Annotated in this window: 16 protein-coding genes and 2 pseudogenes; 11 read left to right on the top strand and 7 right to left on the bottom strand. The window is 62.9% G+C overall.

The genetic code is table 11. The annotated features are described in order from the left end of the window. The first annotated feature begins 102 nt into the window (after positions 1–102). Entirely contained in the window at positions 103–555 is a 453-nt protein-coding gene (locus J4D52_RS09925; protein ID WP_102676522.1) for a hypothetical protein, read from the top strand. Positions 556–621: 66 nt separating this feature from the next. On the opposite strand, the gene J4D52_RS09920 is transcribed toward J4D52_RS09925, so the two are convergent. Then, a complete protein-coding gene (locus tag J4D52_RS09920) occupies positions 622–2,373 on the bottom strand; it encodes a phospholipase D-like domain-containing protein (RefSeq protein WP_102676521.1) in 1,752 nt (583 codons plus the stop codon). A 109-nt stretch (positions 2,374–2,482) separates the two neighbouring features. Further along, positions 2,483–3,523, bottom strand: a complete 1,041-nt coding sequence (locus J4D52_RS09915; RefSeq protein WP_102676520.1) for an alpha/beta fold hydrolase — start codon at positions 3,521–3,523, stop codon at positions 2,483–2,485. Between the two features lie 410 nt (positions 3,524–3,933). On the opposite strand from J4D52_RS09915, the gene J4D52_RS09910 reads away from it, so the two are divergent. The 6 genes and pseudogenes from J4D52_RS09910 (at position 3,934) to J4D52_RS09885 (ending at position 10,661) form a co-directional block, all read left to right on the top strand. Continuing rightward, positions 3,934–4,950, top strand: coding sequence for a TRAP transporter substrate-binding protein (locus tag J4D52_RS09910; RefSeq protein ID WP_025809339.1), 1,017 nt, complete (start codon positions 3,934–3,936; stop codon positions 4,948–4,950). 37 nt (positions 4,951–4,987) lie between these two features. Beyond that, on the top strand, positions 4,988–6,928 hold the full coding sequence (locus tag J4D52_RS09905) for a TRAP transporter large permease subunit (protein ID WP_207272124.1): 1,941 nt from the start codon (positions 4,988–4,990) through the stop codon (positions 6,926–6,928). An 8-nt stretch (positions 6,929–6,936) separates the two neighbouring features. Then, a complete protein-coding gene (locus tag J4D52_RS09900) occupies positions 6,937–7,989 on the top strand; it encodes a LacI family DNA-binding transcriptional regulator (RefSeq protein WP_037005878.1) in 1,053 nt (350 codons plus the stop codon). Between the two features lie 2 nt (positions 7,990–7,991). Then, complete coding sequence (locus J4D52_RS09895) at positions 7,992–8,996, top strand: NAD(P)-dependent oxidoreductase (RefSeq protein WP_102676518.1); 1,005 nt, start codon at positions 7,992–7,994, stop codon at positions 8,994–8,996. 18 nt (positions 8,997–9,014) lie between these two features. Next, positions 9,015–9,824, top strand: coding sequence for an amidohydrolase family protein (locus J4D52_RS09890; RefSeq protein WP_102676517.1), 810 nt, complete (start codon positions 9,015–9,017; stop codon positions 9,822–9,824). A 142-nt stretch (positions 9,825–9,966) separates the two neighbouring features. After that, positions 9,967–10,661: pseudogene (locus J4D52_RS09885) on the top strand (tRNA (adenine(22)-N(1))-methyltransferase). An 82-nt stretch (positions 10,662–10,743) separates the two neighbouring features. On the opposite strand, the gene J4D52_RS09880 reads toward J4D52_RS09885, so the two are convergent. Beyond that, positions 10,744–11,133, bottom strand: a complete 390-nt coding sequence (locus J4D52_RS09880; RefSeq protein ID WP_102676516.1) for a MerR family transcriptional regulator — start codon at positions 11,131–11,133, stop codon at positions 10,744–10,746. Between the two features lie 74 nt (positions 11,134–11,207). On the opposite strand from J4D52_RS09880, the gene J4D52_RS09875 reads away from it, so the two are divergent. Both J4D52_RS09875 and J4D52_RS09870 read left to right on the top strand, forming a co-directional pair. Further along, positions 11,208–12,287 carry an SDR family oxidoreductase gene (locus tag J4D52_RS09875; protein WP_102676515.1) on the top strand — a complete coding sequence of 360 codons (1,080 nt, stop codon included), beginning with the start codon at positions 11,208–11,210 and terminating at the stop codon, positions 12,285–12,287. A gap of 152 nt (positions 12,288–12,439) precedes the next feature. Then, entirely contained in the window at positions 12,440–13,339 is a 900-nt protein-coding gene (locus tag J4D52_RS09870) for a DMT family transporter (protein ID WP_102676514.1), read from the top strand. Between the two features lie 86 nt (positions 13,340–13,425). Here the strand turns inward: J4D52_RS09870 and J4D52_RS09865 are convergent, their stop codons facing one another. From J4D52_RS09865 to J4D52_RS30500, 3 genes and pseudogenes are all read right to left on the bottom strand, one after another. Further along, positions 13,426–14,316, bottom strand: a complete 891-nt coding sequence (locus J4D52_RS09865) for a DUF2950 domain-containing protein (RefSeq protein WP_102676513.1) — start codon at positions 14,314–14,316, stop codon at positions 13,426–13,428. A 26-nt stretch (positions 14,317–14,342) separates the two neighbouring features. Further along, positions 14,343–15,791, bottom strand: a complete 1,449-nt coding sequence (locus J4D52_RS09860; RefSeq protein WP_102676512.1) for a DUF3300 domain-containing protein — start codon at positions 15,789–15,791, stop codon at positions 14,343–14,345. 107 nt (positions 15,792–15,898) lie between these two features. After that, a pseudogene (locus tag J4D52_RS30500) lies at positions 15,899–16,269 on the bottom strand (hypothetical protein). 190 nt (positions 16,270–16,459) lie between these two features. Between J4D52_RS30500 and J4D52_RS09855 the strand changes: the two are divergent. Together J4D52_RS09855 and J4D52_RS09850 are read left to right on the top strand one after the other, a co-directional pair. Beyond that, positions 16,460–17,545 (top strand): DUF3616 domain-containing protein, encoded by a 1,086-nt coding sequence (locus J4D52_RS09855; protein ID WP_102676511.1) that lies wholly within the window; start codon positions 16,460–16,462, stop codon positions 17,543–17,545. A gap of 236 nt (positions 17,546–17,781) precedes the next feature. Beyond that, positions 17,782–17,943 carry a DUF2986 domain-containing protein gene (locus J4D52_RS09850; protein WP_080684181.1) on the top strand — a complete coding sequence of 54 codons (162 nt, stop codon included), beginning with the start codon at positions 17,782–17,784 and terminating at the stop codon, positions 17,941–17,943. 70 nt (positions 17,944–18,013) lie between these two features. Here J4D52_RS09850 and J4D52_RS09845 read toward each other — a convergent pair whose 3' ends face one another. Next, positions 18,014–20,140: a TonB-dependent receptor domain-containing protein gene (locus tag J4D52_RS09845; protein ID WP_102676510.1), complete on the bottom strand. Its 2,127-nt coding sequence runs from the start codon at positions 20,138–20,140 to the stop codon at positions 18,014–18,016. Positions 20,141–20,374: the final 234 nt, after the last annotated feature.

Genomic DNA, 20,374 nt, shown 5'->3' with positions numbered 1-20,374 from the left:
CCGCGAGGCCGGCATGCGCAGGCATGCCGGCTTTGCGCTGATTATTCACAACGGCGCTGTTGGTTCGTTCCTCTCTCTATCATCCAACAGAGGGAACCTACGATGAATAACACCGAACTCAGCCACCTCATCCTCAGTGACCACTCGCGTATCGAGGCCGCCATCAGTACCGGCGCGGCCTGGGAAGTCTGGTTCCAGGTCGAGTTTCTGATGCTGCTGCGCGCAGCCCACCTGGGGGTCGCTCGCGAAGTACCTTACCCACCGCCGAACCAGACCCTTCACCTCGACGTGCTGGCCCGGCATAACGTCGAGAGCTATGCCATCGAAGTGAAAGTCGAAAGCGCTACCAATGCCGGCAATAAGCTGTTGGCGGAAACCCGCAAGGACATCGAGAAGATTGCCAAATACACCGAGCCGGTCGATGCCCGCTGGGTGGTTTCCCTGGCCTATAGCGACGTGGCCAAACGCTCGTTGCGCGGGTTCACTGCGGAGAACAACGGCCATGCCATCTACCATGAGTCCGGTGCGATTGGCTGCATGATCGTCACGGTTTGACCCGCGCAGGCGCCAGCCGGGCATGAGGCCTTCCTGGCGCCTGGCGGCTTTCGACAGTTCGCGCCCTTAGTGAGAGAACAACTGCCGGTCGCCCTGTTTTTGCGAGCCTTCGGCGTAGTACGCCTCGAACCAGGCGGGCTGGCCCGAGATCGCCGTGGGTTTTTTCAGCAACAGTGGCGGTGGCTGCTTCCCCTGGGTCTCATCGGCGCTGCTGAAGGCCTTCTGCATCAGGCTGCGAAAATGCAGGTGGTCGAATATCAGCAGGGCCTGGATGGCATAGACCACGGCGATTTTCTGGTCCTCGATCAGGATCAGGTGATCGCCGTTTTTTTCTTCCCCCGAAATAGACAGGTTCGAGGAACCGGTGAAAACCTTGGCGCTCGGCAGGTTGAAGTCGGTGACGACAAACTTGTTGTGCACGGAAATACCGGTGCCGCCCGACCACTCGCTGCGAAAAGGCTCCGGTGCGTACTTGGCCAGATAGGCGAAATCCACCTCGGCCGAGGTGCCGTCGGGCTTGATCACATCCATGCCCGAGGCCTTGTCGGTCACGCCATAGTTGAACACCGGGCGCTTGTAGAGGCGGCTGATCGAGTCGTGCAGGGGCCCGCTGGTGATCTGATTGAGGAAGGCGATGTTGAACAGCACCGAGCGGCTCGCCTGGTCGATTGCGCCGCCGATCGGACTGAGCGACAGCTCGCTGTGGTCATGCGGCGAGAAGCAGAAATGCAGGCGCGGGCCTGGCGCTGTCGCGGTGGCGGTTTCGATGACGTGCCATTTCTGCGCCAGGTCGCTGGCCTCGAAGTTTTTCGGGTCGTTGAAGCCGGCCTCGAAGACCCGGCCGAACAGCTCCGCCACTTCGGGGTGCTTGAACAGCAGGGCATTGTTGTTCTGTACATAACAGCCGCGAAAGCTGAAGTTGGTGGAGCCGCACAGCACCTGGTAGGGCTTGCCGTTGCGCCGGGCGATCAGCACCTTGTGGTGTTGCAGGCCGTTGAAATGACTGCGCCGAACCCGCTCTGCGCCGGCCGAAGCCACCAGGCGCTTGGCGGCCCGGGTCTCGCAGCTGTCGGCGGCGGCGTGATCGCCGGCGTCATCGATGATGATGCGCAGGCGATTACCCAGTGCCTCCAGTCTGGCGAGGATGTCCGGTTCGTTGAAGTCGTAGGCGAAGACATCGAGGCTGGTGTCCGGCTGCTGCAGCACTTCATCCAGCACCGCGAAAATCATCGAAACCGCCTCGAAGCCGAGCCACTGGTACATGGCTGTTTCGGTCTTCGGGTGGTCGAGCCCGTCCTTGGTTTTCGATGGAATCAGGCTCTTGCCATAATCATTGACCTTGACGCCCGCGGGCACCCGGTCGCGAAAGGCCTGGGAAGAGGTGAAGCCCCGGGTGAAGCCAATGTCGAGGATGCCTTCGTAGCTGATGGGGTCGAGGTCGATCGCCAGTTCGATGGCCGTGCCGGGCACCAGCTGGCCGTCGTTGGCCATGTGCATCATCCGGCCCCGGTAGGTGAACGTGCCTTGCTCGACCTCATGGGGAACGTGAACCCAGCGAAACTTCTGGAAGGGCGCTTCCAGCGAGGAATACTTGCGCTGGCCGTCGACCGCGCTGTGGGTGGGCTGGTCGTAGGCAAAGGCGATACGGTTGGGCAGGGGCTTGAACTCGTCGGTGCCGGGAAACCTGCATTCGATGGCAAAGCCCACGAGGTCCGCGGGTGGGCTCTCGACATCGAAACCGATCAGGCACATGCGTTCGCCGCGCCAGAGTTTCATGGTGAAACCATCGATAGTCCTGGCGTTCTGGAAATCGGACATGAGCAGCGCTCCTTGCTATGGCATGCGGATCAAGAGGGTATCCAGCCTTCTGTAGCCTAGAGCAAAACGCCAGCCCCCTCATGCTAGGGGGCTGGCAGCAGAACCCTGGTCAAAGACGATCCGCATCGATCACCGCCTGGGCGAACGCCTGCGGGTCTTCCTGCGGCAGGTTGTGGCCGATGCCGCCGCTGATCAGGCGGAACTGGTACTTGCCGGTGAAGCGCTTGGCATAGTCCTCGGAGTTCGGGTGCGGCGCGCCGTTGGCATCGCCTTCGAGGGTGATGGTGGGCACGCCGATGGCAGGCGCGGTGGCCAGTTTCTGCTCCAGGGCAGCGTAGCGGCTCTCGCCTTGAACCAGCCCCAGGCGCCAGCGGTAGTTGAACACCGTGATGTCGACATGGTCGGGGTTGTCCAGGGCCTTGGCGCTGCGCTCGAAGGTGGCGTCGTCAAACTTCCATTGCGGCGAGGCCAGTTGCCAGATCAGCTTGGCGAAATCATGGGTGTTTTTCTCATAGCCGGCACGACCGCGATCGGTGGCGAAATAGAATTGGTACCACCACTGCAATTCCGCCTTGGGCGGCAGCGGGTTCTGCCCGGCCGCCTGGTTGCCGATCAGGTAGCCGCTGACCGACACCAGCGCCTTGACCCGCTCCGGCCACAGCGCCGAGACGATATCCGCCGAACGCGCGCCCCAGTCATAACCGCCGAGCACCGCCTGCTTGATCTCCAGCGCATCCATGAAATCGATGACATCACTGGCCAGCGCGGCCGGCTGGCCATTGCGCAGGGTTTTCGCCGACAGGAAACGGGTATCGCCGTAACCGCGGGCATAGGGCATCAGCACCCGATAACCCTTGGCGGCCAGCAAGGGCGCGACCTCATCAAAGCTGTGAATGTCGTACGGCCAACCGTGCAGCAGAATCACCACCGGGCCATCGGCGGGGCCGGTTTCGGCGTAGGCCACGTCCAGCAGCCCGGCGTTGACATGCTTCAGCGGGCCGAACGGCGAGGGGGCGGCATAAGTGGTGCCGCTGCCCGCGTCGGGTTGCGCCGCTGCGGGCGTCTGCGCCTGGGCCGCGCCGAGGAGGCCGAACAGGCTGAGGGCCAGGATCGACGCGCCGATTGTGGGGTTGCGCAGTGTCATCTTCATGCTGATCTCTCCATTGGATTGCAAACCGTGGGGCGGGGACCTGGCTGATCCCCTTCAACCTGGGTTGCATTTGACGGCCGCGACGTATCTGGCCTGTGTCCGGATCCCGGGGTGGATGCAAGCGCGTGTACCGGGGAGGGCGGTAGATACAGTGCGATACATGACGTAGCCCGCGAGTCCCCGCGGATAGCCGTGGCAGGGCACGACGCCGTTCGTGTGTCCGGACCGGCGACGGTTTTCGACCGCGCCGTGGCCCCGTAGGACGCTTTGCTCGAAGGCAATGTCTGCTGCGTGGGCAAATTTCCATTGCCAGATCCGGGTCATTGGAGGTAGTTTGTAAAACGATTTAGTAAAACGTTTTACTAAATCCGCACAAATGTCGCAAAACAACAACAAAAGAGAACAGCCTCATGCCTCTGACCCGACGTCGCTTCGTGCAGTGTGCCGCCCTCAGTGCCGGCGCACTGGCCCTGCCTTCCATCGCCCGTGCCGCCCCTTCGGTATTGCGCTTGTCCTCGACCATGACGGCGGACGAGAACTCGGCGCACTACCTGTTCTACCAACGCCTGGCCGAGAACCTGAAGCAGTCCGTGGGCGACCGCATCCGTATCGATTTTTTCCCCAACGGCCAACTCGGCAAAGAGGCCGATGTGGTGCAACAGGTGCGCCTGGGGTCGATCGACCTGATGGTCTCCGGGAGTTCGATCTGGGCCACGGCCCTGCCGGAACTGGCGCTGCTGGACCTGGGGTTCCTGTTCGACAGCTACGAGCATGTCGCCCGCTCCGTGGATGGCGGCGTCGGCGAGATCTACAACGGGCTGCTGCGCGAGCGCACCGGTTGCTCGGTCGTGGGCTGGGGTGCGCATTTCAGCGCGCGCAGCGTCTATACCAAGCCGCCGATCAAGGATCTCGAGAGCATCAGGAATACCAAGCTGCGGGTCCTGCCGACCCAGGCGTTCATCGAAACCTTCAAGCTGCTGGGCGCGATCCCGACCCCCATTGCCTTCAATGAGGTCTACACCGCCATCCAGACCGGGGTGGTGGAAGGCTTCGAACACGATGCCGCCAGCGTACTGGCCAACAAGCTCGACGAAGTGGTGAGCCACTGCTGGCAGACCGACCATTTGTTCAGCCCTTGCATTGCCGTGATCGGCAAGCGCGGGCTGGCGAAGATTCCCGCCGACCTGCAACCGGTGTTCATGGCGGCTGCCCGGGAGGCCAGCGTGTCCCAGCGCCGTGCGGCCGCGATCAAAGGCGCCGAAGCCATCGCCGCGCTGGGCAAGGGCGGCATGACCTTCTTCCCCATGGCTGACGCCGAGCGCGCCAGCGTCCGTACCCTCATGCGCGACAAACTCTGGCTGCCGTTCACCCGGACCACGCCATCCATGGCTTCGGTGCTGGGGCTTATCGACGCGGCCAGGGCGTGATCCAGGCCAGCCCCCATAACAAGAGGAGACAGACACCATGAGTTCATCCGACGCTCTCGCTGTCGCGGATCAAGTGGTAGAGGAACATCCCGGGCACACCCACGCAGCGGCCGCCATGGCCGACGACTGGGGCTTTGCCACAACGCCGGGCAGTGGCAGCTTGCTGGCGCCGCTGTGTCGGTGGGTCGAACGCCTGTGCGCGGTGGTGCTGGCGTTGGACGTGGCGGTGGTGTTCGTCTCGGTGATCCTGCGTTATTTCGTGCATCACCCGGTGGACTGGGCCGAGGAAGTTGCCCGTGGCCTGATGGTCATGCTGGTATTTCTCGGCGGCGCTACGGTGCTGGCCCGCAAGCAACATGTACAGGTGGACTTCTTCCGCGCGCTGTTGCCCGCCGGCTGGCAGCAGGCCGCGCAGCAGACCGGGGGCTGGTTGGTCGCGGGCACGGCGGCAGGGCTGGCGTTCTCGTCCTGGCTGTTGCTGGAAGACTCGGTCAACGTCGTGACCCCGATGGGCTTGCCGCAGTGGCTGAATGTGCTGCCGGTCTTCGTCGGCGCGCTGCTGATGACGGCGGTGGGCATTGCCAATGCCGTCAACGGCGCCACTCCCGTCACCTGGCTGACCTTGCTCGGCTGCCTGCTGGTCGGCGGCTCGGTGTATGCCTGGAACACCCAGGTCGAGGCTTACGCCCTGCAACCCTGGGGGCTGCTGGTCGGCGGCTTCTTTGGTGGCCTGCTGGCGGGGGTACCGATTGCCTTCGTCCTGGCCCTGTGCGCCTTGCTGTACTTCATCGGCGATCCGTCGCTGCCGATGGTGATCTACTCGCAGCAGGTCATGGCCGGGATGGATCACTTTGTGTTGCTGGCGATTCCGTTTTTCGTGCTGGCGGGGCTGCTGATGGAAGCCAACGGCATGTCCTCGCGCCTGATCGAACTGCTGGTGCGGCTCTTCGGCCGGGTACGGGGCTCGATGAACCTGATCGCCATCCTGGCCACGGCATTTTTCTCCGGCGTGTCGGGTTCGAAGCTGGCGGATATCGCCGCGGTAGGCGGGATCGTCGTGCCCGCCGTGCGCCGCACCCGACAGGACCCGGCGGAGACCGCGGCGGTCCTGGCGGCCTCCGGGGTGATGGCGGAAACCATCCCGCCGTGCATCAACATGATCATCATGGGCTTCGTCGCGAACATTTCGATCGGCGGCCTGTTCCTCGCCGGCATCGTGCCGGCGGCGATGCTCGCCCTGGGCCTGGCGACCCTGGCGGTGATCTTCGGACGCAAGGTCGACCCCGACCTGGCTTTCCCCTCGCGCCGGCCGGTCGTGCGTCTGCTGGGGGGCGCACTGGTGGCGCTGATCATGGTGACGATGATCGGCAAGGGCGTGACCTCCGGCGTGGCCACCTCCACCGAGGTGTCGGCGTTCGCGGTGGTCTACGCGCTACTGGTGGGCGGGCTGACCTTCCGCGAGCTGACGTTCAAAGGCATCGCCAGGCTGTTCGTGCGCTCGGCCTCGATGGCCGCGGGTATCCTGTTCATCATCGCCGCCGCCTCCAGCCTGGCATTCGCCCTGACGATCCTGCAGATTCCGTCGATCATTTCCGACTTCATGCTGGCCTTGGCGCATGACTATGGCCCCGTGGCGTTTATGATCACCTCGGTGATCATCATGGTGGTGTTCGGCGCGGTGCTCGAAGGCGCGCCGGCGCTGATCATCTTCGGCCCGCTGCTGGTGCCGATCGCGGTGCAGGTGGGCGTCAGTCCTTTTCACTTCGGCACCGTCGCGGTGATCGCCATGGGCCTGGGGTTGTTCTCGCCGCCGTTCGGCCTGGGGCTGTTCGCCACCTGCGCGATGACCGGCACGCGGGTCGAGGAGGTTTCCCGGCGGATGGTCAAATACCTCTGCCTGCTGGCGGCGATGCTGATTCTGATTGTCCTGGTGCCATCGATTTCCCTGTGGCTGCCGCGCACTTTCAATATGGGTTAATGCAAAACATGACAACGATTCACGATGTGGCCGCTCTGGCGGGGGTTTCGGTCAGCTCTGTGTCCAATGTGCTCAACCAGCGCACCGACAAGCTCAGCGCCGACACCTTCGCTCGCGTCGAAGCGGCGATTCTCAAGCTCGGCTACCAGCCCAACCGGGTGGCGCGGCAGCTCAAGACTGGCCATACGCCGATGCTCGGCCTGCTGGTTCCGTCCACCGCCAACCCGATGTACGGGCAGATCGCCCTGAAGATCGAGGCCGCCGCCCGGGCGCAGTTTTCCTACCGGTTGCTGCTGGGCAACACCCATCGCGACAAGCAGCAGGAGGCCGGGATGTTCGATGACCTGCTGTCGTTCGGCGTGCGTTCGGTGATCGTGGTCTCGTCCCAGGACGACGAGCGTCACCTGGAGGCCGCGGTACAGCGTGGGCTGACGGTCGTCAGTTACGACCGGCAAACCACCGAGGACGGCGACTCGCGGGTGGACCATGTGTCGCCGGATAACTTCCAGGCGGGCTATATCGCCGCCGCGCACTTGATCGAACACGGTCATCGGCGCCTGGCGTTTCTGGTGCCCAGCGGCAAGACCATCAGTCGTACGGCGAAGATCGAGGGCTTTCGCGAGCGCGCCGCGCAGGAGGGCGCGCAGGTCAGCGCCACCGTCATCGAAGGCCCGGTGCTCGAGACGTTCGGCGATTCGGAGCTTGCCGACCTGGGATTCGCCATGGCGGCCGATCTGGCGGCGATGACGCCCAGGCCGACCGGTGTCGTTACCGTCAACGACATGCTCGCCATGGGCCTGATGTCCGGGCTCATCCAGGCGGGGCTGCGGGTGCCCGAGGACATCTCGGTGGTCGGCATGGACGGCCTGTCCATTGCCGCGTTCAGCAACCCCAGCCTGACGTCGGTGGCCATGCCGCTGACCGAGATGGCCGACATCATGGTCCAGCGTGCGGTCGAGCGTTCCCGCGACCCACAGCTGCCCGCCGTCAATCTGGTGTTCCAGCCAATGCTGATTTCCCGACATTCGGTGGCCCGGCCCGGCGCCGACAAGCGAGCGTGACCATGACTGAGATCTTCCTGACCCATGCCCCCGGTGTGCGCGCCAATTACTACGCCGAGCAGCCGCTCAGGCAGCTTCAGGCCCTGGGCAATGTCCGGCTCAACGAGTCGCCCGATCCGCTGTCGCTGGAGCAACTGGTCGATCGGGCACAGGGCTGCTCGATCATTGTCGCCAGCCGCGAGGCGGCCGCGCCCGCCGAACTGTTCGAACGCCTGCCACAGCTTGCGGCGATCTGCCGGGTGGCGGTGGACATCCGCAACATCGATGTTGAAGCCGCCAGCCGTCACGGCGTGCTGGTCACCCATGCGACGCCGGGGTTCGACCGCTCGGTGAGCGAATGGGTGATCGGCGTGATGATCGACCTGGCGCGGGGCATCAGCCGCGCGGCCGCCGATTACTGGCAGGGCAGGGCGCCGCAGGTGCTCATGGGGCGGGAGTTGCGCGGGGCGACGCTGGGGATCATCGGTTACGGCTTCATTGGCAAGTGCCTGGCCGACATTGCTCGGCTGCTGCAGATGCGCGTGTGGGTCAATGACCCGAATGCCCGGGTCGATGAGCCCGGCATCGAACAGGTGTCGTTCGAGCAGGTCGTCGGCGGCGCCGATTACGTGGTCTGCCTCGCGCCGGCGGTCGAGCGGACCTACAACCTGTTCGGGCGCGAGGCCTTTCGCGCGATGCGCCCCGGCGCGTTCTTCATCAATGCCTCGCGCGGGGAACTGGTGGACGACGCTGCCCTGCTCGAGGCGCTGGAGCAGGGGCTGATCGGCGGCTGTGCGCTGGATGTCGGCCGCGCGCCAGACCAGATGCCCGGGCCGCTGCTGGCCGCTCATCCCAAGGTCATTGCCAGCCCGCACATCGGTGGGCTGACACCCGAAGCCAGCGAGCATCAGGCCATGGACACCGTGCGCCAGGTCCAGGCCCTGCTCGCAGGACGAGTTCCGCAGGGGGCGGTGAACCTGGCGTGCGCTGACCGCGCCCGGGATGTATTCCGGCTTCAATCCCACTAACCAGGAGTACCCGCGACTATGACCTTGCCCAGCCACGCCACCGACTGCCACGTGCACGTGTACGACCCCGCGCGCTTTGCGGCGCCATCGCCGGTCCCGACCGCGACCTGGAGCGACTACGCGCGGGTACAACAGCAACTGGGCCTGCAGCGCGCGGTGCTGGTCCAGCCAGTGGGGTACGGCTTTGACAATGCCTGCCTGCTGGATGCGCTGGTCCAGGCCGGCCAGGCAGCGCGGGGCATCGCCGTGATCAAGGCCGAAACGCGCTGGAGCGAACTGTCCCGCCTGCATCAGCAAGGCGTGCGCGGCGTACGTTTCATGATGGTGCCGGGGGCGGGCGGGGTGCTGCCCTGGGACGCGCTGGAAAGGATTTCCTGGCGTATTGCCGAACTCGGCTGGGTGATCAATCTGCAACTCGACGGCCGCGACCTGCCTGATTATCAGGAGCGTCTGCTGGCGTTGCCGAGCCGGCTGAGCATCGACCATGTGGGCAAGTTCCTCGAGCCGGTCCCCGTTGGCCATGCTGCCTTCAAGACCCTGTTGCGCTTGCTGGACGGCGGCAATACCTGGGTCAAGCTTTCCGCGCCTTACGAAACCTCCCGGGTCGGCGCGCCGCTGTACGAGGATGTCGGCGTACTGGCCCAGACGCTGATCAACAGCCACCCGGAACGTTGCCTGTGGGCAAGCAACTGGCCGCACCCGGGGCGCGACCCGAGGCCGAGCGACAGCGCCATGCTCGACCTGCTGTCCCACTGGGCCACGGACGGCGCCTGGCGCCGGCGCATCCTGGCGGATAACCCGGCGGTCCTTTACGGCTTCGACGACTGAGGCGGCTAGCGGGCGGTGCCCGGCAGGACGGGGCGAGCCAGGGCCCTGGTCGCATAAATTTGAAATGCACGGCATTGCCCGACAGAATCGCGCCCCGATCCGGCCACAGGCGCCGGACGTTCATGGTGAAAAGGGGCGGCAGTTGAACCAACAGACATTGTCCATGCGCCTGGAGCGCGTGGCGGCGCATGTGCCAGCGGGGGCGCGCCTGGCCGATATCGGCTCGGATCACGGTTACCTGCCGGTGGCGTTGCTGCGCCGTGGCCTTATCGCCGCGGCGGTGGCCGGCGAGGTGGCGTTGACGCCGTTCCACGCGGCCCAACGCAGCGTGCGCGAAAACGCCCTGGACTCGGGCATCAGCGTGCGCCTGGCCAACGGCCTGGCGGCGATCGAGCCGGGCGACGGAATCACGGCGATCAGCATTTGCGGCATGGGCGGCGAGACCATCCGCGACATCCTCGACAGCGGCAAGGCGCGCCTGAGTGGCGAGGAACGCCTGATCCTGTAGCCCAACGGCGGCGAGCAACCCCTGCGCCAATGGCTGATGGACCATGGCTACCGCATCCTCTGCGAGGAAGTGCTGCGGGAAAATCGCTTTTTCTACGAAATCATCGTCGCCGAGCGCGCCGGGCCGGTGAGCTACACCGCCGAGGAACTGTACTTCGGCCCGCTGCAACTGCAGGCCCGCAGCCAGCCTTCCTGGCCAAGTGGCAACGCATGCTGCGCCTGAAACAGAAGACCCTGGCCCACTTCGCCCGGGCACGGCAGGCCGTACCCGAGGAGAAGGTCCAGGACATCGCCCGGCAGGCCCGATGGATCAGCGAGTTGCTGGCTTGAGCGTGGTCCAGGGTAGTAGGAGTCGGGGGGCTCTGAGTCAACCTGAAATTCGTAGAGACAGCGGATGCTTGAAACTGGAAGTTCAGTTGGAAGAGTTGTTCAGCTGCTGAAGCTCAAGTTGCCTGGCAGCACTGGCTTCGAGGTTTGCACGCTCTTCATCCAGATACCGATAAATGCTTTGGAGGTTGGCGATTTTCTGTTTGATTTCTGCCATCTTCTTTTCAATCAGCTTGGCGCCGTCAGCACAATCGATCAGCTTGTTCCGCTGCGCGTCCAGAATCTCGCCTATTTCCCCCAGGGCAAACCCCATGCTTTGCGCACGCTGGATAAAGTCCAGATCCTGCAGAGTCTGCTCTGTGTAAACGCGATAGTTGTTAGTTTGCCGCAGCGGTGAGATCAGGCCGATTTGCTCGTAGTAACGCAGCGTATGGCGGCTGGCGCCGCTGCGGGCCTCGAGTTCGCCGATTTTCATGAAAACACCGCTTGACTATAGAGTTGGGTCGATAGTTTACGCTTGATTTCTCACCTTAAACAAGGAACAGGGAAATGAGCGTGGAGTGCTTTGTCACGGGGGGTACCGGCTTCATCGGTCAACATCTGGTGGCGTACCTGAGTGCAAAAGGTCACACCATTCGGGTGTTGATGCGTCGCCCAGAGCGACTAGCTGCACTGCGGGAGCAAGTCGACAATTTGGGAGGGTGCGCAACCCGGGTATTTGCCGTAGCTGGCGATCTGGAACGGGACAACCTCGGGCTGAGTCTTGCTGACCGAGAAGTGCTAAGGCACGCCAGGGTCATATTCCACCTGGGCGCCCACTTCGCATGGGGGCTTTCAGTGGAGCATTCTCGTGCGGTGAATGTGGAAGGGGCAAAGCGCGTGGCGCTGTTGGCGGCTGAGCAAAAAAGCCGGTTAGTGATGATCGGCGGCTACATGCTGAAAAATCATGAACATCTGCAACGCATCGGAATTGATCCGCGTTATCCGGAGCTGACGAATTGGCCTGCCGTCTACCGACAGGTCGGTGGTTACGAGGGGAGCAAGCTGGAGGCGCATTTTGCGACCCTGGAGGTCATGTCCGCCAAGGGCGGGGAGATTACCGTTGTCCACCCCGCGACGGTCTGTGGCCACAGCCGCACGGGGCATATCCTTGACGGTCAGCCGCTGGTGGAGCTGATCCGCAACCTTGTGCAGGGAAAGCTGGCCGCAGTGCCCGGTACCGCCGAGCACTGGCTGCCACTGGTCACCGTGGATTACCTGGTTGAGCTGGTGGCGGTTTGTGCTTTTGATCCTGCCATGGCAGGCCAGGAACTGCTGGCGCTTGATGACCAGACTCCCAACTTGCGAGAACTGCTGGTACAGGCGGCACAACCTTTGGGCTTAAAGTCTCCCAAGCATTACATTCCACTCCGATTGTTGAGGTGGCTACTGAGTATTCCCCCCGTCGCGCGGCTTTTGAATACAAAACCCGAGGCCTTGGACTTTATCCAGACCACTCGTTTTGATACGGCAGCGGTCGAGCAATTTGCCAACAAGCATGGAATAGCCAAACCGGATATACGTCAGTCTTTGCAGCACACTGCAACGTTCGTCAACTCATATTGCCTAGCCAAGGGCCAGGCCCTCTGACTTCTTCCTTGGGGGCGACAAAGTCGTTAGTCCCGATTAAATGGACTTTCCTAAGGTAAGTGTTGGTGGGATCTTCGTATTCTCAAATTTTGCGCCGTCGATGTAGGGCGGCATTCTATCGAACGGCCATTCAGCGACAGAGATCGTCATCAATGCAATCTACTTTCAGCAAAGGCGTCATATTTGCACTCTCCGCTGCGGTACTGAACGCAACGATCGGTGTACTCAGCAAAGTAGTCATGGGTAATGGTTTCACCGCCAGCAGTGTCGCTGTCATCAAGACCCTACTGGGTTGCGTGCTTCTCTCGATCTTACTGTTTTTCCTCAAGCGCCCGGCGGCGTCGACCAAATGGACTCAGGCGGCTATCTGCGCATTCCTTGGCATCTTTGTGCTGTTCTATTTCGAAACGTCCGCCTATCAATACTACGCTGCGGCAGGTGTGGTGGTGGTGCTGATGGCCAGTGCCTCAATTTCCTCGATCATTCTGGGGCGCATTTTCCTCAAGGATGCCATCACCGCGAACGCTACCGTTGGCGCCGCACTGGCTATCGCTGGGATCTCGGTGATCTTCGGCGGCGACCTGCAGCAGGGCTTTACCCTGCAAGGTGCTGCGCTCGCCTCCATGGCCGGCTGCGGCTATGGGGCCTTTTCGGTTGCCATGAAGCGTATGGGGGTGTCGGGAGGGCTGCACTTCACCCGACAATTGTTGTTCTTTGGCAGCCTGTACCTGCTGATGCCGGCGGCGGCCGATGGTTTCGCGATGGGCGAGCTGTCGCCACTGGCGATCGCCGCGCTGCTGGCGCTGGCCACGCTGCCGACAATCCTGGGCTTCTTCTGCACCACCAAGGCCATCGAGTATCTCAAGCCATCCCAAGTGCAAGCGCTGGAGCTGACCGAGCCACTGTTCGCCGCGCTGCTGGCGTTTGTGGCGCTCAATGAAGTACCGCGCGAAAGCCTGTACGCGGGAGCGGCACTGATCATCGTCGGCCTGTGTTTCTCCAATGAACTCATCCGCTTGGGCAGCAAAGCATCCGTCCCTTCGACCGGTTGAATCCACAGCCGATTACCGCCTGTTGAAATGAGAGGCGAAGCATGCCCTCTACGACCCGCTAACGAACGACTGCAGCCAGGCAACTGTTACGGCTTCTGATCCAGGGTGACCTCCTGCCAGCTGTCATCGGGATCGAACCGCTTCATCGATTGCGCCAATTTATAACCCTCGGGTCCCAGGTCTTTCTCGAACACTTGGCCCTCATGGCTGATCATGAAACTCATCACCCCGGTGTCCTCGTATTTCGCCGGCCAGGCGATGAGGGCAAAGCCACGGCTCATCTTGTCGCCGATAAGGTAGCTGTAGGCGCCACCCGGTGCCGAGGGACCCTGTCCCGCGAGGATGCGGAAGTGGTAGCCATGCCAGTCTTCATCGGCGATGGCATTGCCGAACAGCGGACCCAAGGGGCTGAGTTGACCGCTATCGTCATCCGCCCAATAGAGTCCGTCGTGCTTGCCGGGAGTGCTGAAGATTTTCTGCGCATATTCGAGGGCGCCGTCACCGTTACGATCCACTGACGCATAGTCCATCTGGGCGTCGTGATAGGTCAGCACCGATTGCACCGCGGCCAGTTCGTTGCTGCCGATTCGCCGCGTACGGACTTCGGCGCTACCGGCCTTGATGTCGAAGCGCCAACCCTTTTCGGCTTTTACCAGGGGTATCGGCAGTGTCCAGTGGTCACTGCCGACCGACAGGACAGCTTTGCGGTCACTGGTTTTCTCGATGGAATGTCGCTCGCGGTAGAGCTTCAAAAACGCATCCACGTCGCTGCGCTGGACGCCACCTCGCGGGATGAAACTGCGCCAGTCTTCACCCAGCAGCTGTATCAGGCGTGCCTGATCGGCGTGTTGTGTACCCAGGGCTTCGACGAACGCCTGAGCGGCCTTTTCCGGGGTTGGAAATGCCTGCTGTGCCGTAGCCGTGCATGACCATGCCAGGCTGGCGCTGATCATCAGGATGCGAGGGAGCGAGCCCATGAATGCTTTCACTCGAGGAAGTGTGTTCAACGCCGGCCCCCCCCTCTTTGTCGCATGGGAGCACTGGACGGCCTGCTGATCTGATGGCCGGCGGATCGCGCAGCACTGGGGCGCGTGGCGGATGCCTGGCTGGTTCGACCACGGAGGGCCTGGGCGTTCGACTGGGACGGCGAGCGCGCGCCGGCAAAAGCGTTATTGCGTGCACTGCCGGGGCTGGCGGTCGGGCGTTTTGGCGTTCCCTGGCGCGTTTGGGAGAGTTCCTGGCGGCGCTGATTCGTCTGAGCGTTCTGCTGTCTGGGCTGCTGATTTTCCCGGATGTTTCCGCCAGTGCCTTGGTTCCTGTCAGAGGCTCTCGGTCTGTCTGCCCCGGCTTGCATGCGATTATCGACCTGCGCTCTGCGCGCTTGATCACGGGCCTGGAGATTGGTGGTGGCCGGTCGTTCGATACCGTGCCTGTCCATTGAACTGCGGGCTTTTTCACGCGCCTGGGCGCGTTGGGCATTATCCCCTCGAAAGGCCTCACGCTGATTGGCACCGTCCAGTTGTCGACCGTAGTGTTCACGGCTCCTGCTGTCTCTATAGGGAACGCCATCGCGATGAAGGGAGTTGTGCTGCCACTTGTTCTGGTTCCTGTTGATCTGGGTGTTGCGATTGATGTTGTTGTAGCGGTCGACGTCGATGTCGATGTCGTTGTTGTCCCAGTCACAGTCGCCCCACAGCGAGGCGACGATCGCCACGCCGGTCCCAAACGCCAGCCCGGCCATCAAGGCCGATCCGGGGTAATAGGCGGGGGGCGGTGGATAGTAGACGGGCGGCGAAGCAGGGTAGGCCCAGGTGCCATAGGTAGTGGTCGGATTGTAGGTGGGGACGTAGACCACTTGCGGGTCGGCAGGCTCGATGACGATGGTAGTGGAGCTGTTGGCAGGGGCAGGGGTTGCCGGTGTCGGTGCCGGTGCAGTCTGAACCGTCACGTTCTGATATTGGTTGCTCTGCAGGTTGCCTGCTGCTTGCGCCTGATGCCGCAAGCGTTGTACGCCGTCCATGACATCGTCGGGTTGCGCCAGAAAGGCATCGCCCAGACGCTGTACCCAGACCGGGTCTTGTCCCAGCGTTGCCAGGACCTGCGGGAAGGCAACCAGCGCCTGTACGCTCGGGTCCCAGGTCTGGCTCGACACTTGTTTGACCGCATCATCGCCCTTGGCGCCCGGATGCGCTTTGGACCAGGTGACCGCCTCGGCGATTTCCCCGGGGTAGGTACTGGCCATCAATACCTGTGCCAACAGTGGGTCCGGGTATAGCGCAATGGGAGCCAGCATCTGATCCAGCTGCTCTTGGGTAAACACGACATCCTTGGCCGGTGCCGTCAGGGGCGCTGTAGCCGCAGCGTTTGCAGGCGCATTCTGGGTCTGCGCCAGGCAAGAAAATCCACTTAGAACCAGTACAGCCGACACCGCGTAAAGTAATGAAATGCGCATCGCCCCACCTCATGTGGTCAGGCAGGCTTGAGAGGACTGGATCAATGTCAGGGAGTGAGAACGGCCGACCTCGATGACTCCGCTAAAGGGTAGCAGACACCCATGCTTTAGCCTCCCGCAGCGTGGAGATTGAATGATTGAGGGCGGGGTAATGGCCCTCCGTCAACGCGCAAAACCTGCGCCGTTTGCTCCGCTATCCACGCCTCGTGTCGGGCCCTGCTGCGTCCGGAGAAATCCGGGTTGTCATATTGCGAAGCCCATTCGCGAAAGACCACGGGTATGTCATGCATATTGCCACCGGGTGCGATGCGATCGCCAAAGCGCGCCTTTTCACGTGCGGCCAGCTTCTCAAGGCGAACAGCCGTTGCCGTCATCACGAACACGACCAGATCGACATCGGCTACCCCAGCAAAGATACGAGGGTATGACCCAATGTCGTCACGCCTGCACACGAAGCGCCTGTGATGTAGATCCGCAATCTTCTCTCCCTGAATACAAGTCGCTCATCACATTCGCCGAGGAGTCTGGTCAGGCCTTCTCTCATGTTATGCGCCACCGCTCTATCGCCTGTGAAAAAACGTGCTAGACAATAACCTTGCTTGTCGTTGGGCAGCCACTAGCCTCGACAACAGCCTGTTCGCTTCACCCCGTCTGGCAGGAGAGTGCTCATGAGCGAGCGAATCAATGTAGTGATACTGAGCTTTGCCCCGGCGTTTGCAGCGTTGCGCGATGGCCTTTCGGTCGCTCAGCGGATTGGCGACACACTGTGGGTGGCCAACGACGAAGCCACGAGCCTGGAACGTCTGAAAATCCAGGGCACTGCACCAGGCGGCGCCGTGATCTGCGCTGAGCACCAATCGTTCTCGCTCATGGAATACCTGGACCTGCCCATACCGGAGCCAGACGCCGAGATCGATATCGAGGGGTTGGCCTATGACGATGGTTACCTCTGGGTGGTGGGCTCCCATAGCCTCAAGCGCAAGAAGGCCGAGCCCGACAAGCCGGCGCAAAAGAACATCAAGCGGCTATCGACGGTAGAGGCAGACGGCAATCGCTTTTTGTTGGCCCGCATTCCGGTAGTACGGCAGAGCGACAGCTATGAACTTGCCAGGGCGGTGGATGCCGATGGACGTACGGCGGCGCAGCTGCGTGGCAACGCGCTTGGCAACGACCTGACCTGGGAAATTGCCAAAGACGATCAGTTACGGGACTTCCTGCCCATCCCGGGTAAAGACAACGGTTTCGATATCGAAGGGATGGCGGTCATTGGCTCGCGGCTGTTGTTGGGGCTGCGTGGGCCGGTCCTGCGCGGATGGGCCGTGCTGCTGGAGATCGAGCCTGAACTCAATGGTGACTCCACCGAGACGTTGGTGCTCAAGAAGATCGGGCCGCAGGGGCGGCGCTACCGCAAGCACTTCTTCGCGCTCAATGGCCTGGGGGTGCGAGACCTGTGCGTCAGCGGCGACGATCTGTTGATTCTGGCGGGGCCGACCATGGACCTGGACGGACCGGTAACGGTGTTCCGTTGGCGTGGCGGCTTCGCATCTGATGAGGAGCTTGTGGTCTTTGCGGAGCAATTGGAGAGGGTGCTGGAGGTGCCTTTCGGGCAAGGTGACGATCATGCCGAGGGTATGTGTCTGTTTGACGTGGGTGAGGAGGCCGGGGAAGGTCTGCTAATCGTTTACGACGCTGTCGCGCCGCGTCGTAAACAGGGCGATCTGAGTGTGGAAGGGGACCTGTTTATCCTGAAGTAGCCGCGCATCTGGCCTGATCGGGCACTTCAATGGCAACCCAGGCGAGCTTATGGTTGCGGGCGCTATCACCGGCGGTTTGGTCGGCCGGCGCAAGGTGATTTCGAATAGCACTTACAACAAGTTATTGCTGATGGGAGCCCAGGGGCTCCAAGGTCATGCACTCAGTGCGCACCATGGGAGTGGCCCGATATCCTTAGCTGATATCATTCGAACCCTTACCGGCCGAGCAGAAAAACATGAACCGTCGTAAAAAAATAAACCAGCTATTGAAGGCTCACGCGAAAAAGGCCAGTGCCAAGCTGGCCCCGCGCAGCAAGCCCAAATACATCAGCAAGGCCGACCGATTGAAGCTGGCTGCTGAAACCAACCCCGAGCCAATCCTTTCCCCTGAGAGCTGATCGATATCGCTCTTTTTCTGCAGGGCTTCGTGCTGGTAGATGCGCGGGACCGCGTGTCCACTGCTGGCCCTTAACGCAGACTCCACGACACCCCGACATACATCGCCATGCCTTCCCCCGGCGTGGATCGCGCCGCGTCCATTCCCTTGTCGTCATAGCCCGGGGTGACGGTGGCGGCGTAGTGCTTGTCGGTCAGGTTGCGCAGGTCGAGCCAGGTCTGCCAGTCGCCCTTGGGCGCGTTGTAGCCCAGGGTGGCGCCGAACAGCGCGTAGGGATCGGCGTAGTAGCTGTTGGCGTAGTCCACCGCCACCTTGGACACCAGTTGCGTGTTGAGCGCAGCGAAGAAGCCCTGGGGCCAGTCGTAGCGCAACTCGCCCTGGTAGTAGTGCATCGGCAGGCCCGGCAGGCGGTTGTCGCCGAAGCGCTCATCGTCGCGGTAATGGAAGTCGCTGAAGGTGTAGCTCTGGCGCAGGCTCAACTGGCCGCCGTCGTCCCGCGACCACAGGGTGCTCTGCAGGCTGGCTTCCACGCCCTGGTGCACCGTGGGGCTGGCGTTGAGTTCGTAGGGCGTGGTGGCGTTGGCGTCCGGCAACACCGAGAGCAGTTCGTGGCGCACCTGGGCGTAGTACCAGGCCAGGCTCCATTGGCCGATGGCGCTGTCGCCACGGCCGCCGAGTTCCAGGGTGGTGGCGGTCTGGTTTTGCAGCTTGATCGGGTCGCGCTGGGTGCCGGTGGCCGCGCCGCTGCCGGCCGGGAAGCGCAGGTTGGAGCTGTAGATCAGCGACCAGGGGTGTGGCGCCTCGACCGAGCGGCTGAGGTTGCCGAACAGTTGCAGGCCGGGGGTCAGCTGGTAGCGCAGGCCCAGGCGCGGCGCGTAGTCCCAGTCGCCGAGGCTGGTCTTGCCGCCGCCTTCGGGGTAGGTCACGGCGCTTTCGCGGCGAGTGTAGATGGCGGCCAGGCCGGTGGTCAGCCACAGGTCGTCGGCGATCTCCAGGTCATTGCCGACATGCAGGACGCTGTCCGAACCCTGGTAGGTGAAGTTGCGCATGTGGGTGCCCGGCGCGAAACCCGCGGTGTTGCCGCTGGGGATACGCACCAGCTCGCTGGCCCCTGAGTTGGGCAGGTGCTTGGTCACCCGCAGGCCCAGGGTGCTGTGGCTTTCCAGGCCCCAGAGGGTGTCGCGGCGCTTGTAGTCGAAGGTGCCGCTGACGTCGGTATAGGCCACCTTGAGGCGGTTGGGGCCCTCGCGCAGGTCCATGGGGTAGTCGTGGTAGACCAGGCCGGTCTGGAGGCTCGAATCGTCGTCGATGTACCAGGTGGTCTTGTTGCCGATAAAGGTGCTGCCCGGCTGGTCGCGGCTGTCGTTGCGCGTCACGTAGGCCGGGTTGGCCGCCCGTGGGTCGTGCTCGATGGAACGCTTGGTGACCCGCCCGGCGAGGTCGTTGTCGGTCTGGCGATGGCGAATGTAGAAGCGGGTTTCCAGGTTCGGGTTGAAGCGATAACCGAAGTTGGCGATCACCCCCTGGCTCTCGCTGGCGCTGTGGTCCTGATAGCCATCGGAGCGCGCGTCGGTCATGGACAGGTAGTAGTCGAAGTCGCCCAGCACCTGCCCGGAGCTGACCTGGCGCTGCTGATAACCGTGGCTGCCCGTGGCGTAGCGCACCTGCAACTTTGGGGCGTCGTAGCCGGTGTGGCTGATGTAGTCGATGGCGCCGCCCAGGGCCAGGGCGCCGCGGTCGAAGCCGTTGGCGCCGCGCAGCACTTCCACCCGGTCCAGCCACAGCGGCTCCAGCAACTCATAGGGCGTGCCGCCCGGGCCAGTCAGCGGCAGGCCGTCGAGCATCGCGTACAGCCCCGAGGCATGGGCGCCCGGCGCGCGGTTGATGCCCGAACCACGGATCGAGATCTTCACCCCTTCGTTGCCCGCCGACTGGGCATAGACCCCCGGCTGGTACGCCAGCACATCCTGGTTGCTGGCCACCCGGCCCTGCAGCGGGCGGCGCAGGTCCACCACATTGCTGCCACCGGGCACCTGAGCCAGCCGGGCCTCGGCTTCCTCGATCGATGCGTCTTCGCCGCCGCGTTCCTCGGCGCCGATCAGCACTTGCCCCAGCTCCAGGCCCTGGGCTTCGGCCATGGCCGGACAGACAAGGGCCAGGCCCAGCAAGGCAGAGGGCAGGGGATGGGAAGAGGGCATCGGGGGGAACTCCAGGCGTGGGGAACGGGCAATGAGAACTGCGACGTATGAAAGAACGAAGGAAACACATGGCAATTTGGCTTCTTTGCCAGGTCGACGGGCGTCGGTGTTTATCCCCACCGATGCTGGTCGCTGGCAAGGCTGCGTCAACGTGGCGCTCGGGAGGATGGCCTTGTCGAGCTGCAACGGATGTTCGATTCCAGAGGTGAGGCGATTCGCCGACGGTTGCCTGTG

Source organism: Pseudomonas sp. GW460-12-10-14-TSB1, assembly GCF_017349775.1.
Classification (GTDB): domain Bacteria; phylum Pseudomonadota; class Gammaproteobacteria; order Pseudomonadales; family Pseudomonadaceae; genus Aquipseudomonas; species Aquipseudomonas piscium.
This window is presented reverse-complemented; position numbering and strand designations above follow the sequence as displayed.